This window comes from Methylobacterium sp. 285MFTsu5.1, from assembly GCF_000383455.1.
Lineage (GTDB): Bacteria > Pseudomonadota > Alphaproteobacteria > Rhizobiales > Beijerinckiaceae > Methylobacterium.
Map to the genome: position 1 here is coordinate 18437 of NZ_KB911289.1, position 14826 is coordinate 33262.

The 14826-nt window shown below is 77.6% G+C and carries 6 protein-coding genes; all 6 read right to left on the reverse strand.

Annotated features, from left to right (window positions below):
• Positions 1-193 precede the first annotated feature (193 nt).
• Genes H288_RS36290 through H288_RS0123835 form a run of 6 tightly spaced genes read right to left on the reverse strand, consistent with a single transcriptional unit; the run spans position 194 to position 14559 of the window.
• Complete coding sequence (locus H288_RS36290; protein ID WP_020095092.1) at positions 194-2179, reverse strand: SWIM zinc finger family protein; 1986 nt, start codon at positions 2177-2179, stop codon at positions 194-196.
• A 9-nt stretch (positions 2180-2188) separates the two neighbouring features.
• Complete coding sequence (locus H288_RS0123815; RefSeq protein ID WP_020095093.1) at positions 2189-3319, reverse strand: VWA domain-containing protein; 1131 nt, start codon at positions 3317-3319, stop codon at positions 2189-2191.
• Complete coding sequence (locus H288_RS0123820; protein ID WP_020095094.1) at positions 3316-7188, reverse strand: DUF4132 domain-containing protein; 3873 nt, start codon at positions 7186-7188, stop codon at positions 3316-3318. Before H288_RS0123820 ends, H288_RS0123815 begins: the two co-directional genes overlap by 4 nt.
• Before the next feature lie 14 nt (positions 7189-7202).
• Positions 7203-11093 carry a WGR and DUF4132 domain-containing protein gene (locus H288_RS0123825; protein ID WP_020095095.1) on the reverse strand — a complete coding sequence of 1297 codons (3891 nt, stop codon included), beginning with the start codon at positions 11091-11093 and terminating at the stop codon, positions 7203-7205.
• A gap of 47 nt (positions 11094-11140) precedes the next feature.
• Complete coding sequence (locus H288_RS0123830) at positions 11141-13453, reverse strand: DUF5682 family protein (RefSeq protein ID WP_020095096.1); 2313 nt, start codon at positions 13451-13453, stop codon at positions 11141-11143.
• Positions 13450-14559 carry an AAA family ATPase gene (locus H288_RS0123835; protein WP_020095097.1) on the reverse strand — a complete coding sequence of 370 codons (1110 nt, stop codon included), beginning with the start codon at positions 14557-14559 and terminating at the stop codon, positions 13450-13452. The genes H288_RS0123830 and H288_RS0123835 overlap by 4 nt, the downstream gene beginning before the upstream one ends.
• Positions 14560-14826 lie beyond the last annotated feature (267 nt).

Consider the following 14826-nt stretch of genomic DNA (forward strand, 5'->3'; position numbering starts at 1 on the left):
ACCGCGCCGGCTCGCGCGGCCGGGCAGGGATGCGTCGCGCGCGCGCGACGGTCGACGGGTCCTCGCATCCGGGCTCCTCGCGAAACGACCGGGACGGGCCGGCCGGCGAATCGCGGCGCCCGAAGCCGCGGCAACCTGCCCCAGCGGGACCGAGGGGGCAACCGCGCGCGCACGATTCCGTGATCGGGCCTCATCAGGCCTCTTCCGGCCCGGGATCGTCGCGCATGGCGGCGACCCAGAGGGCGGCCCGGGCGAAGGGCTCGGACTGCGCGCCCGGAGCCGCCAGGGTGGCGGAGAGGAAGGCGGAGAGCCGCGCGGCGGTGGCCGGATAGCCGGTCGCGGCGAGGCGTGCGACTAGGTCGGCCCCGCTGGCGCGGGCGCTGGACGCGAAGGCCCGCCGCCCCGCATGGAGGGCGTTCGCCAGGAGCTCGGCCGCCTCGTCGAGGAGCGTGGCCGGCCCCAGGTCCGGCGCCGGCGGGATCGGGTGGCCGGCGCCGTCGGGGACGGCGAGGTCGGGCACGACGAGCCGGTCGACCGACACCGACCAGGGATCGCAGACCAGGGCGCCGTCCGCGATCCGCACCGGGCCGGCGACCTGTCGCACGGGTCCCCAGCGCCCCGCGCAGGCGCCCGCGAGGGCGTCCAGGGCGTGCGGCGCGGCGGGGTCGTAGGCGCGGGCGAGATGCAGCGTGCCGGCCGCCCCCGGCAGCGCGACGGCGGCCTGCCACGTCTGGGCGCCGGGCGCCCAGGCCTGTCCCAGGACAGCCTCGACGGGGAAGACGTGGAAGGCCTCCAGCCGGTCGCGCGGGCGCAGGAAGACGGGCGGCCGGTCGGCGAGGCGGCGCAGGATCGACGGGACGTCCCGCGCCGCCAGGGGGGCCGGCAGGGCCACCAGGGCGTCCCGCGGCAGCAGCGCCGTGCGGCCCCGCGCGCCCTGGCCGAGGGCGAGGAGCCCGTCGGCCCGGCGCCGCGCGACGCTGGTCAGGATCTGGCCCTGGCCGGTGCCCGAGACGGACAGGCCCGGGCTCAGGAGGCGCCCGGGCAGGCCGGCCGCGATATCCGCCTCGGCCTCGCCCGGCGCGAACGCGCGCTCCAGCGCCAGGAGCGCGCCGGTATCGGTGTCGGCCAGCGCCACCCGGGCGGTGGCGCCGCGCCCGCGGGCGAGGAGCCGGGCACCCAGGGAGACGAGGCGCGTCTTGCCCATGGCGGTTTCGTAGGGCTGGCCGAGGCCGAGGGCGGCCTCCCCGCCCCGGACGCGGCCGAGGAGTTCCGTGGCGAGCGCCAGGACGACGGCCGCGTCGTAGGCGGCGTGGCGCGCGGCATAGGCCGCGACCTGCCCGTCGAGATCCGCCTCCGCCAGCAGGAGCTGCGTGGCGCCCCGCCTCTCGGCCGCCCGCCGGAGCCGGACGAGGGCCGCGCCGTGCGCCTCCGGTCCGGACACGACCCCGGCCTCCAGCAGGCCGGCGACCACCCGGTCGGCGGCCTCCGCGAGGTCCGTCTCCGCCGGCTTCGCCTCCGCTCCGGCCAGGGCCGCGCCGCCGAGGCGGATCTCGGGGGCGCCCGCGGAATCCCGGAAGGCGCGGATCGCCAGGGCGACGTGGGCGCAGCCGCCCCCGGCCGCGCAGTCGCAGCGGGCGTAGCCGACGGCGTCGGGCACGAGGAAGCGCACGGTCGCGGTCGGGAGCCGCGCGGCCGGGACGGCGCCCCGCTCCAGCCCGACCGTGATCCCACCCGCCAGAAGGCGCCGCAACTCCGCCGCCGCCGCGCCGCCGAGCCCCGCCTCGAGGGCCGCGCCGTCGAGGGTGCCGGGATCCCAGGCGACCGGCGCCGCGGCCGGCACCGCCGCACCCTCGGCGGCCCCATCGGCGGCCCCCGCGGAAGACCCATCGGCCGGCCCGTCCGCGACCGGGGCGGCCCGGTAGGCGACGACGAGGGCGACCCGGTGCCGGCACATCCCGCTCGCCGGGCAGGTGCAGCTGGCCTCGCCGGGAGGCCGGCCGGGGCCGAGCCGCGTGACCGTGCCGTCGGCGAAGCGCGCCTCGACGGTGCCGTCCCCGGCCTCCGCGAGGTCCGGCCCCTGGCCGGCGGCCACCTCGCGCAGCGCCCGCTTCACCAGCCCGGCATTGGCGAGCTGGATCAGGCCGTCATCCGTGAGGGCGCGGAGGTCGGGGCGGGCCATCGGCGCCGCTCAGGCCCGGATCGCGGCGGCGAGCCAGCCGGCGAGCTCGCCGGGCGTCATCGCGCCGATCTCGGCGCCGGCCGCCACGAGCCGCTGGGCCATCGCCCGGTCGTAGGCGGGCCGCGCCTCCGAATCGAGGGCCGCGAGGCCCAGCACGCGGGTCCGCTGGCCGGAGAGCGCCCGCACCTGCTCGACCAGCGCGGCCTCGCTCGCGCCCTCGTAGAAGTCGGAGACCAGGACCACGATCGCCCGCTCCGGCGCGGTGATCAGCCCGGCCGCGTAGCGCACGGCGCCCCCGATATCGGTGCCGCCGCCGAGCTGGACCTTCATGAGCAGCTCGCAGGCGTCGTCGCAGTCGCGGGTCAGGTCCACCACCGCCGTGTCGAAGGCGACGAGATGGGTGCGGATGCCGGGGAGCTTCCACAGGCAGGCGGCCATCACCGAGGCGTGGATCACCGAATCGAGCATCGACCCGCTCTGGTCGACGAGCAGGATCACCTGCCAGGGCCGCATCTGGCGCCGGTTCCGGGCGAAGAAGTGCAGCCGCTCGACGGTGATCCGCCGGCTCTCGGGATCGTAGTGGCGCAGGTTGTCGCGGATCGTCCGGTTCAGGTCGAGGTCGCGGGCGCCGGGCAGGCGGGTGTGGCGCCGCCGGTCGAGCACTCCCGAGAACGCCACCGCGAGGTCCCGCGCCAGCCGCTCCATCAGCTGCCGCACCACCTCCTGCACGAGCTTGCGGGCCATCACCAGCACGTCGGGCGCCATCAGGTGCTTGGTGCGCAGGACCGCCTTCAGCAGCGTCTCGTTCGGCTCGACCCGGGACAGCACCTCGGGGTTCGTGACCACGTCGTCGATGGCGTAGAGCTCGATCGCGTCGCGCTCCAGCCGCTCGATCGTCTCGCGGGGGAAGAGCGTGTGGACCGCGTTGATCCAGCCCGGCACCGTCAGGGTCGAGCCCTCGCGGCCGCCCTGGCGGCGCTCCCCCCGCGCCGCGCCCTCGGCGTCGCGGCCGTAGAGCCAGTCGAGCGCCTGATCCATGGCGGCCGCATCGCCCGAGAGGGCGCAGCCGGCCCCCGCGCAGGCGGAATCCGCCGCCTCGCCCAGGATGAGCCGCCAGCGCGTGACCGGGTCGAGGCTCACCGCAGCCGCGTCCCGGCGAGGAGGCTCGGTCCGCGCAGGAGCTCGCTCGCCGTCACCGGCGCGAGCTCGCCGAAGGTGCGCTGGCCCGGATCCGACCGGCTGCTCCAGGGCGAGCCGAGGGTCAGGTCGCCGAGGGTCTGCTCCCGATCCTCGAACTCCACCGCGCCGGTGAACAGGCCCTCCGAGAAGGTCAGCGACGCCTGGCCGGCCGCGCCGCCCGGGAAGGTCACGGCGCGCTCGATCCACCACACCACCCCGGCATCCTGGGGCGCCCCGAGGGGCCAGCCCCGGGCGGCCATGCCGCGCAGGCGGTTGGCCTCCACGACGGTCCCGGCGAAGCGGCTCGTGGTCGATGCGGCGGCCTCGGCCTCCGTGAAGGCGTAGGTCTCGCGGGCGAGCTGCGGGAAGGGCTGGACGATCTCGTAGTCGCCGAACAGCGCCCCCCAGGCCGCCAGCGCCCCGGCGTCGAGCTGCAGGGGATGGACGAGGCCGATCAGGCCCGGGGCCGCCCCGGTCAGGTCGAGGTCGAGCGGCGCGTCGTCGGCATCCGTGAAGGTCAGGTCCTCGGCCATCCGGAAGGTCAGGCCCGGACCGGTCCGCGGGTCGGCATCCGCGAAGGTGGCCCAGACGAGGCGCTGGGCGAGGTGGCGCAGGAGCGGGTGCGCGGCGAAGCAGGGGCCGAACACCGTCGGCTGGACCCGGCGGGCGCCGGCGAGCATCGCCTCCAGGCGGGCCACCTGCAGGCTCGCCACGGCCCGCGCGTCCTTCTTCAGGGCGCCCCAGCGGGCCACCGCCGCCGCGGCCTTCCCGGCCTCGTCGGCCTTGGCGGGCTTGGGCAGATCCTTGAGCCTCTGGCCGGCGGCGTCCCGGACCCAGGGCTTGAGGGTCTCGTCGAACCCGACCCGGAACCCGCGGGGGCCGAAATCGAGGTCGAGGCCGCCGCGCTCGTCGAGGTCGAGGTCGGGGGCGAGCCGGTCGGCCAGCTCCTCGGGGGTGAGGCCGCGGGCCTCGGCGAGCTGGGCGATCTTCTGCCGGGCCTTCTCCTGGAGCCCCTTGAACTTCAGCTTCTCGGCGATGCCGTTGAAGTTCATCAGCGCGACGTCGGTGCCGATGTCGACCAGCACGTCGAGTCCGGTGACCGCGCGGGCGTGGGCGGCCTCGCCGGGCCAGCGGCGGATCAGGCGGGTCAGGTCGCGGGCGGTGGCGTCGGTGCCGAACCAGCCCAGCGCGCGCAGGGCCCAGCCGTCCTTGGAGGGCGTCCCGGCGGCGATCCAGGCGGAGAACAGGTCCCACGCGAAGGCCGCGAGGCTCGCCTCGGTGCAGGCCTCGCGGACCATCGGCACGCCGGCATAGACGGCGTCCGGGTTGGTGAAGGACAGCATCTCGCACAGGGTCAGGATCGCCGCGTCCGGCAGGGCGGTCCCGTCCCGCAGACGCGGCCGGGTCAGCATGGACGGCACGACCCAGGCGGGCGGCTTGCCGACCTTGGCGGGGACGCGGGCGAGGGGATCGCGGTCGAGCACCTGCGCGACCGCCTCGGTCACGTCCGGTGCCTGGTCCGCGTAGCGCGCGACCACGGAAGCGATGATGGCGCGGCCGTCCGCCCGGTCCTGCGCCAGCACGCGCAGGGCGTGCTCGCCGGCGTCGCGCAGCGCCCCGGGCCGGCCCACGGCGTCGGGCAAGAGGCGGGTGAGGGCGGTCTCGGGATGGCGGCGCAGCCAGGCCAGGGCCGGCTCGCGGGCCTTCTTGAGCTTCGTGAGGGCGCGGGCGGCGGGCCCGGCGAGGCGGCCATCGTCCACCGCCAGGACGGCCGGCAGGAGCCCGACCGGATCGGCCTCGACCAGCCCGACGAGGCCCGGCATCGCCCGCTCGCCGAACCGCGACAGCATCGCCCACACGATCTCCGGCCACTGCGAGACGTGGAAGCATCCCGCAACGACGCGCGACTGGGCCCAGAGGGCGAGCGCCAGGGGCTCGGGCTGCCGCTCCAGGCTGCCGACCAGCTGGCGATAGGGCGAGTTCGCCCAGTAATGGCAGGCCTCGTCGATCTGGGCGACGCGGCCGGCGACCCAGGCGATCAGGGCCGGCGGATCGTCGCGCGGCGGCTCGGAGAGCGGGGGCGGGATCCGGCTCCAGCCCTGCGTCGGATGGGAAAGCTCGGCGGCCGCCACGAAGGCCCGCAGCGCCTCCGGGCCGTCGAGGGTGACGGCGTTCCGCGCGCGCCAGTAGCTCGGCGCGACCTCCGGCACTGCGTGGGCGAACGGCGTCGGCAGCGGCGCGAGCGCGAGGACGAGGTCGTCCCGGGTCCGGGCCTTGGCCCGCCAGGGCGGGTCGCGCAGCACCCGCGGCCAGGCGGCGGGCTCCGCGAGGGGCACCGCGCGGGCTTCCGCCAGGGCGTCGAGGATGCCGGCCCCGCGCCCGCCCGACGCCGCGAGCCAGCCGCGGACCGTGTCGAGCCCGTGGGCGTCGAGCGCCCGGTTCACCCGGGCGCGCAGGGCGGGCTCGGACCGGCCGCCCGCGAGGGCCGCGAGGCAGCGGGGCAGGATCGCGGCGGGGTCCGCCTCCAGCGCCGCGTCGAGGGCGGCCGCGACGGGCTTCTCGTGGAGGTGGGGCAGCAGGACCGGGAGCGCCCCGGCCTCGCCCGTCGACAGGATCGCCAGGGCGACCGTGCGACGCTGCTCGTCAAGGGCGTAGTGCAGCAGCCAGTCGAGGGCCGGCAGGGCCGGCTGCCCGGCGGCGCGGGCCACCGCCAGCAGGGTCGCGGCCGCCTCGGCCGCGTCGAGGGCGCAGTAGACGAAGTAGAGGTGGTAGCTGCGCTTGGCGCGCCAGCGCGCGACCGCTTCCGGCGGCGCGTCGGCCAGCAGCGGCAGGTAGGCCGTATCGGCCGCGACGTCGATCCCCGCCGACGCGGCGGCCTCGACCACCGCGACGGGCTGGAGCGGGTGCGGGGCGGCCCGGTCGTCGGCCAGGATGAACGCGAAGGCGCAGGCCGCCGGCCAGTCGTGGTCCTCGGCGATCCGGGCGTTCAGGAGCGCGACCGCGGCGTCGTAATCGGCCTCCGGGGCGTGCACCAGGGCGGCCCGCAGGGCGAGGTGGAGCGGCTCGGCCCAGGACAGGCGCTGGTAGGCGCGCGGCGTCTTCGGGGTCGGGCGGCGGCGGTCGGCCAGCCGGGCGACGGCCTCCGTCCCGCCCTCGGCCACGGCGTAGCGCAGGACCGCCTCCAGTGCCCCTCGAAGGACGGCGTCGCCGGTGGCGGCCCGGGACGGATTCCCCTGTCGGCGCGCCTCCGCGGCGTCGACGATCGCGTCCAGCCAGGCGGCGAGGCCGTCCCGGTCCGGCGGCGCTCCGGCGAGGCGCGCGGCCTCGGCATCGCCGAGCGCGGCTGCCAGCGGCGCCGCGATCGCCCGCCAGGCCTCCGCCGCGTCCGGGCGCGGACCGGGGCGCAGGCGGGTCGGCAGCGGCACCGCCGCGAAGACCGCGGCCGGGGCGGGGGGCGGGACGGGCTCCGGCGGGGCCTCGACCGGCGGCGGGGCGGCCGCCGGCTCCGCGGCGGGCTCGACAACCGTCTCGCCGACCGGCCCGGACGCCTGCGCAGGGGCGGGCTTCGAGGTGGCGGCGGCGGTCGGTGCCGGGGTGGGGGCCGGCGCCGGGGCGGGAGCCGCGCCGTCGGCGCGGACGTAGCCCTTGGCGGTCTTCTCGCGGACGAGCTTGTCCTTCTCCTTCACGGCCGCGGCCGCGTCGGCGCAGGTCTTGTCCTTGCTCTGGCCCTGGGTGCCGAGGCGCCCGAACCGGACGGTGAGCGTCCGGCCGGAGACGCCGACCTCCCAGAACTTGGCCGCGCTGCCCTCGACCAGCTCGTAGCGTTCCATGGCCTGTCTCCCTCTCACGCGTCGCCGGAGGCGGCGAGCAGGCTCGGCGTCCGCAGGACCTCGCTCGCGGTCACCGGGTCGAGGTCGCCGAACCGGTGGGCCGCCGCGGCGCGCCAGCCGGTATCGGACAGGGTCAGGGTCCGCAGCGTCTGGATCCCGTCGCCCTCCGGGCCGGGCCGGTGCCAGAACCCGTCCTCGAAGCGCAGGACCGCGACGAGGCGGGTGCCGTCGGGCAGCGCGACCGGGCGCTGCACCGCATGGACGTGCTCGCTCCCCGTGTCGGTCGACCAGCCCTGGGGCCGCAGCCCCCGCAGGCGGCGGCCGCCCACCCGGACCCCGTCGAAGCGGTGGGTCTCGGCGGCGCCCCGCTCGGCCTCGGTGAACGCGAAGGTCTCGCGGGCGATCTGCGGGAACGGCTGGGCGATCTCGTAATCGGCGAACAGGCCGCTCCAGGCGGTCCGTTCCTCTGGGTCGAGGTGCAGGGGGTGGACGAGGCCGACCACGCCCTCGGCCGCCGGGACGTCGAGGGCGAGGGCGTCGTCCGCGGCATCGGTCGGCGAGAGATCCTCCGCGAGGCGGAAGACGTGCCCCGGCGGCGTCGCGGGCGCGGCGTCCGGGTAGAGGCCCCAGACGAGCCGCCCGGCGAGGTGGCGGATCAGCGGGTGGGCGGCGAAGAACGGCCAGAACACCCCGGGGGCGACGCGGCGCTGGGACGCCAGCATGGCCTCGAGCCGGGTGATCTGCAGGCCGGCCGCGGCCTCCGCGTCCTTGCGCAGGGCCGCCCAGTGCCGGGACGCCGCCTTGGCGGATTCGGGATCGTCTGCCTTGGTCGGGCGGGGCAGGGCGGCGAGCCGCCGGCCCTCGGCGTCGCGCAGGACGGGCTTCAGGGTCTCGTCGAAGCCGACCCGGAACCGGCGCTCCCCGAAGGACAGGTCGAGCCCGCCGCGCGCGTCGAGGCCGAGATCGGGGGAGAGCCGGTCGGCGAGGTCGACCTCGTCGAGGCCGCGGGCCTCGGCGGCGTCGACGATGGCGGCGCGGGCGGCCTCGCGCAGCTGCAGCAGCGGGCTCTTCTCGGCGATGGCGCTGAGGTTCATCAGCGCCACGTCGGTGCCGATCCCGGCGAGCACGGCGATGCCGGCCTTGCCGCGCGGCTTGAGGCCGGCCTGCCCCCAGGCGCGGATCTGCCGGGTGAGGTCGCGGGCGGCGTGGTCGCCCCCGATCAGGGCGAGCGCCTGCATCGCCCACTCTCCCGTCGCCTTGGCGCCGGCGGCGATCCAGGACTGGAACAGCGCGACCGCGAAGGCGTCGAGGCTCTCCGGCGTGCAGGCGGCGCGGACCTGCGCGACGCCCGCGTAGGGCGCGAGCGGGTCGGAGAAGGCGAGCATCTCGCACAGGGCGGTGACGGCGGCGTCGGGCAGGGCGCCGCCGCTCCGCAGGACCGGGCGGGGCAGGGCGGCGGGGACCACCCAGTCGGGGAGCTTCGGCGGCTTGGACGGCACCTGCTCCAGCGGGTCGCTGTCGACGCCGGCGGCCACCGCCCCGGGCACGCCGGGATCCCGCTCCGCGTAGGCCGCGACGGCGGCGTCGAGGGCGGCGCGCCCCGCGGGCTCGGCGGCGAGGAAGCGCAGGGCCGCGTCGGCCGCGTCGCGGTCCGGGCCGGCGGCCCCGAGGGTCTCGGGCAGGAGCCGCAGCGCGGCGGTGCGGGGATGGGCGCGCAGCCACGCGGCCGCGGCCGGCCGCAGCTTGCGGGTGCGGTGGAAGGCCCGGGCGGCGACCGGGGCGAGGTCGGCGGCGTCCACCGGCTCGACCTCCGGCAGGAGCAGCGCCGGGTCCGCCGCGACGAGGCGGACGAGGCCGGGCACGGCCCGCGCGCCGAAGCGCGACAGCATCACCGCGATGGTGCGCCGCCACGCGACGTAGTGGGCGCGCTGCGGCCCGGTCTTCTCCCACAGCATCAGCGCCAGGGGCTCGGGCTGCCACCCGACCATCCGGAACCAGGGCCCGTAGTTGAAGTAGAAGAAGCCGGTGAATGCGTCGCGGTCCAGGTCGAGCCGGCGGTCGAGCCAGGCCAGGGCGGTGGCCGGATCCGCGTCGGCGGCGGGCACGGGCTCGGCCGGCGGCGGGATCGGCATGTCGTAGAGGGCCTCCGCCTCGGTGGCGCGGATCCGCGCCGCGAGGTCCGTCATGGACTCCACCAGCGTCCCGGCCTCGAAGTAGAAGGTGCTGCGGTCGAGGGCCTCGTCGGGGTCGAAGCCGTGCGCGAAGGGCGTCGGGATCGGCGCCACCGCCCGTTCCGACCGGGCGCGCGCGGCCCCGCGCCGCCGCCAGGGCGGATCCCGGAGCACGGACGGCAGGGCCTCGGGGGCCGCCTGCGGCGCGCTGCCGGCGGCGAGCAGCCGGTCCAGGCGCCCCGCGCCCCGGCCGCCCTCGGCCGCCGCCCAGACGCGGGCGGTCTCGTGCCCGTGGCGCGCGGCGAGGGTCACGGCCCTGGGGCCGTAGGCGGGCTCCCCCTTGCCCTGGAGCGCGCCCAGATAGGCCCGCAGCATCCAGTCGGGGAAGGCCGCGTCGGCGGCATCGAGGGCGTCGCGGACCAGCTTGGTGCCCACGAAGGGCAGGAGCGCGTCGAGGGCGTCGGCGGCGCGGGTCTCCAGCAGGGCCCGGGCGACGATCGTGCGCTCGGGGCCGACCGCCCCCTCCAGGAGCCAGACGAGGCCGGGGGTGGCCGGCTCGCCGGCCGCGTCGGCGACGGCGATCACCGCCGCGGCGGCCTCCTCGGCCCCGACATCGCAGGTCGCCAGCGTCGCCCGGTGATACGGCGCGGCGTACCAGGGCGCGGCCTGCGCGGGCGGCAGGTCGACGATCAGCGGCAGGGCGACGTGGGAATTGCCGTAGGCCTTGGGATCGGGCGGGTCGCAGCGCGCCAGCACCGCGCGGGCGGAGAGGGCGTGGTCGGCGCCGGGCCGGTCGTCCGCGAAGATCACCGCGAGCCAGCGGGCGAGGGTGGGCTCCGGGTCCGAAGCGGCGAGCCGGAGGGCCGCGTCCAGGGCCTCCGCGTACGCCGCCTCGGGGGCGGCGACCAGGGCCGCCCGGAGACCCAAGGTGGTGGGGATGTCCCAGGCCGAGACCGGGAGCGAGCCGTAGCGGCCGGAGGGACGGGGCCGCAGCCGGTCGAGCATGGCCACGAGCGTCCCCCCGGTGCCGGAGCGGGCTACGAGCCAGCGGGCGAGATGCGTGAACGCCGCCCGGGCCGCCGGCCCCTGCGGTCCGGGCTTGGCGCCCCAGGGGCGCTGGCTCAGCGCCGGGCAGGCCGCCTCGAGTTGTTCCAGCCAAGCGCGGACCTCGTCCGGGTCGAGGGCCGGCGGCGCGCTGTCGAGCCGGGCGGCGAGGGCCTCGGCCGGCGCGCGCGCCTCGTCCGGGGCGGCCGCCAGCAGCGGGCGGATCCGCGCCGCGAAGGCGGCCCAGTCGGCGGCGGCGTCGAGGGGCGCGCCGGGCCGGCTGCGGGTGGGCAGGGGCGTACCGGTGAAGAGCGGGACGCGGCGCGCCTCCGCGCCGGCGGCGGGGGCGGGCGACGTCCCGGCGGTCCCGGTCTCAGCGAACCGGGCCTCGGCGACCTGAGCATCGGCCGCCGGGGATGCGGCGGCGTTGCCCGTCGCCGCGGCGCCCGCTCCGGAGGCCGGATCCGGTCCGGCCCGCGCGGCCTCACCCGCCGGGCGATAGCCCTTGCCGGTCTTCTCCCGTACCAGCCGGTCGAGTTCGACCTGGGCCGCCTGCGCGCTCGGAAAGCTCTTCGTCTTGGACTGCCCCTGCGTGCCGATCCGGCCGAATCTCACGATGAGAACGCTGTCCTCGGCTCCGGCCTCCCAGAACTTCGCCGATGTTCCCGCCGTCAGCTCGTAACGCTGCATGCAGTCCTCTCCCCGTGGCGCGGCGGTAAAATTTTCCTTGTCGCGGCTCAGGTCAACCCGTGGCGGGCGAGCCGCGCGGCGACCCGCGCCTCGCGGGCCAGGGCCTCGGCCTGATCGGCCGGGCGGGCGCGCTGGCGCATCCAGGCCAGGGCCTCGACCTCGGCCCGGGCCTCGCCGAGGCCGCTCCGGCGCAGGATCGCGACGGCGATGCGCTCGCGCTCCCGGGGCGGGAACCACGCGAAGGCCATCCGCAGGGACGGCAGCGCGCGCAGGAAGTCGTCGTCGCCCCAGGCGGCCACCAGACCCTCGACGGAGGCGAGGGTCGCGTCGGCGGCGATCTCCTCGCGGGCGAGGGCGAACAGGCCGGCGAGGAAGTCGCCGAGCGTCGCGGGCAGGCCGAAGCGGCGCAGCCAGGCCAGGGCGGCCTCCGGGTCCGATCCGGCCGCGCCGCAGGCGACCCGGAAGCCGAGCGCCGCCCCCGCGAGGGCCGGCGGCGTCGCCGGATCGGCGAGGCGGCGGCCGAGCATGGCGGAGAACGGGGGGCGCAGGTCGTCGAGGCCCGGGATCTCCGCGCAGACCTCGCGGAACAGGTCGCGGCAGGCGAGGACCAGCGGGATCGCGCCGAGCCCCGCGCGGGGGTCCTGGACGGCCTCGACGACGAAGAGCGCCCGGGCCGCCAGGACGGCGCAGAGGCGGGCCAGGGCCGGCCGCGCCGGCGCGAAGGCGTCGCCGAACCGGTACAGCCGCACGATCCCGGCCCCGGCGGCGCCCAGGGCGGCAGCGTCGTGCGCCGCCGCGATGCCCGCGCTCAGGCGGGCGAGCAGTTCGCCCTCCAGGGTGAGGCCGGCGAACAGCGCGTCGGACAGGGCCCCGGCGAGGATTTCGAGGGAATCGGGCGCCGCTTCGACCCGGGCGGTGATCCGGGCGGAGGCAGCCATCTCCAGGGTCCCGCCCCAGAGCGAGGCCTCGATCAGGGCGCCGAGCCAGTGCGGGTGGCGCACGAGCGTGAAGCGCTCCCGCGGCAGGCCGGGCCCGGCGCGGTCCGGGCCCTCGCGGGCGATCCCCGGCAACCCGAGCAGGACCAGCCGGTGGAGCAGGTGCGCCCGCGCCCGGTCGCCGGGCTCGGCCCAGTCGAGGTCGACGCTGCGGCGGGCCGGCCCCGGCTCCAGGTCGGCGGCGCGCAGGCGCTCGGCGACGTCGGCCACGAGGGGCGGCTGCCGGGTGCCGGGGGCGAGGCGTCCCTCGCGCGGGCCGGTGAGCGCCCGCAGCATCGCGGCGAGCGCCGGGTGGCCGGGCGCGGCGCGGCCGGCAGCCCAGGCGGGCGGGCGGTCGAGGGCGTCCTTCACCAGGGCCGCGAGGGCCGCGTCGATCAGGTCGGCGCGCAGGATCGCGGGATGGGCGCGCAGCCGGGCGAGGGCCTCGGCGTGGACCCGCCAGGCGACGCGGTCGGCGGTGGAGACGACCTGCCCGGCCTCGCGCAGGGCCGCGGTGATCGCCGTCATCGCCCAGTCGGCCGCGGGGGCGAGGCCCGACTCGGCCACGCGCTCGTAGTAGCCCGGCGCAGGCATGCCGGCCGCGTAGCCCGAGAACCGGTCGAGCCGGGGATAGGCGTAGGGCACCACGTAGCTGCCGATGCGCAGGTCCGGCTCCGGCGGCGCCGGCTCGGGCCGGGTCCCGTCCGCGCGCGCGGCGTGGCGCCGGACGGCGTCCGCGTGCCAGCCGCCGCAGACGAGGACGACCGGCCGGTCGCCGGCCGCCCGCAGGGCGTGGGCCGCGTAGGCGCCCATGAAGCGCTCGCGGGCCTCCTCGGCGGGATCGTCCGTGCCGGGCGGGCGCAGCAGGGCGAAGTAGCGGTCGAGCCGGGCCGGCAGTTCCGCCTCGGGCGCCGCCTCGGCGAGGACGTCCCAGAGGGCGTCCTGGTCGGCGACGCCGAGGGCGGCGGCCAGCGCCCGCTCGGCCGCCTCGGCGCGCGCCCCGTGCGGGTCGGCGTAGCGGTTGGCGCGGCGTCCGAAGGCCGGGTCCCAGGCCGGCAGGTCGCAGAACAGCGTCTCGGCACCCACCGCCCGGCCCGCCTCCAGGGCCTGCCATTCCGGCGAGAAGGCGCAGAACGGCGTGTAGGAGGCGGCGCTGCCCGCCGCGTCGGCCCGGAACGAGAAGATCGCCACCGGCAGGTCGTGGCCGAGGGCGAGGTCGGGCAGGTGCGGGTTGAAGTCGACCGGCCCCTCGATCAGCACGCAGGCCGGCCGCAGCGCCGCGATCGTGCGCCGGACGAGCCCGGCGCAGGCCGGGGAATGGTGGCGCACGCCGATGACGGTCAGGCGGCCGGGATCCGGCGCGGGACCGCTCGTTGCGGGGTTCATTGCGGGGTGAGGAGGTGCCGCGCCGCGTAGAACTCCCGCCACGCCGCGCCGGAGCGGCGGCTGACGCGCTGGTCGAGGTAGCGGCGCAGGCGGGCGAGGTCCTCGGCGTCGTCCTTGGCGGCGGTGCCGGCGAGGCAGGCGACGATGTCCTCCGGCCGGCCGGCATCGCCGCGCAGGAAATGGCCCTTCACGCCGATGGCGTGGGCGACGCTGACCGCCTCCGCGGTGCTCATCACGGACGAGAGCCGCTCCATGCCGGTGCCCTCGGTGTCCACGGCCTCGCGCAGCTCCCGGAAGCAGGTCACGAGGAGTTCGAGCACCTCCGGATCCGGGGCGCGAGGCACGCCGGAGCGGGCCAGCAGGGCGGTGGCCTCGCGCTGCACCAGGGCGAGCTCGGCGTCGAGATCGGCGATCGGGAAGACGGTCTCGAAGCCGAACCGGCGCTTGAGGGCCGCCGACATCTCGTTGACGCCCCGGTCGCGGGTATTGGCCGTGGCGATCAGGTTGAACCCCTCCCGGGCGTAGACCATCCCGTCCGCGCCGGTGAGTTCGGGCACCGCGAGCACCCGGTCGGACAGGACCGAGAGAAGGCTGTCCTGCACCTCCAGCGGGCAGCGGGTCAGCTCCTCGAAGCGGACGATCCGCCCCTCGCTGAGGCCGGTATGGAGGGCGCCCGGCACCAGGGCGCGCGGGCTCGGCCCCTCGGCGACGAGCAGCGCGTAGTTCCAGCCGTAGCGGATCTGGTCCTCGGTCAGCGACGCGCCACCCTGGATCGTCAGGGTCGAGCGCCCGCTGATCGCGGCGGCAAGGAGCTCCGAGAGCAGGCTCTTGGCGGTCCCGGGCTCGCCGATCAGCAGCAGGGCGCGGGAGGTCGCCAGGGTGACCATGGCCCGCTCCACGAGCGCCGGGGCGCAGACCACCTTGGCGGGCGTCGCGCCGTCGCCGCAGATGAAGCGCCGGACGGCCTGGAGCGAGAGCTGCCAGCCCGGCGGCCGCGGCGCCGGATCCTCGGCGCGCAGGCGCGCGAGTTCCGCGGCGTGGACGTCCTCGGCCGGGGGTCTCTGACGCGCCTCGCGATCACCGCCCGCCCGCACCGCCTTCGCCATGCACCCGTCCCCTGCCGTCGCGCCGACCCTGTCGGCGACTCCTGCGATCGGCAGAGCATGCCCCGGCACGCGCGGGTTTCTCAAGCGTCTCCGCGCATCTCCAAGCATCGGCCACCGGGCCGGGGATCCGGCACCGCCCGGGGCGCGACGGATCGGGCGTAGTCCCGAAGAAAGCCTACATCGACACCAAGCACAGCATCAGGATCGCGATCTCGAAGACGATCCAGCTGCCGAAGACGACGACCAGCTCCCAGTCGGTTCTCTCTC

Coding starts and splice junctions, on each gene's coding strand:
- H288_RS36290 (WP_020095092.1), bottom strand. CDS start 2,179: ATGGCCCGCCCCGACCTCCGCGCCCTCACGGATGACGGCCTGATCCAG.
- H288_RS0123820 (WP_020095094.1), bottom strand. CDS start 7,188: ATGGAACGCTACGAGCTGGTCGAGGGCAGCGCGGCCAAGTTCTGGGAG.
- H288_RS0123825 (WP_020095095.1), bottom strand. CDS start 11,093: ATGCAGCGTTACGAGCTGACGGCGGGAACATCGGCGAAGTTCTGGGAG.
- H288_RS0123830 (WP_020095096.1), bottom strand. CDS start 13,453: ATGAACCCCGCAACGAGCGGTCCCGCGCCGGATCCCGGCCGCCTGACC.
- H288_RS0123835 (WP_020095097.1), bottom strand. CDS start 14,559: ATGGCGAAGGCGGTGCGGGCGGGCGGTGATCGCGAGGCGCGTCAGAGA.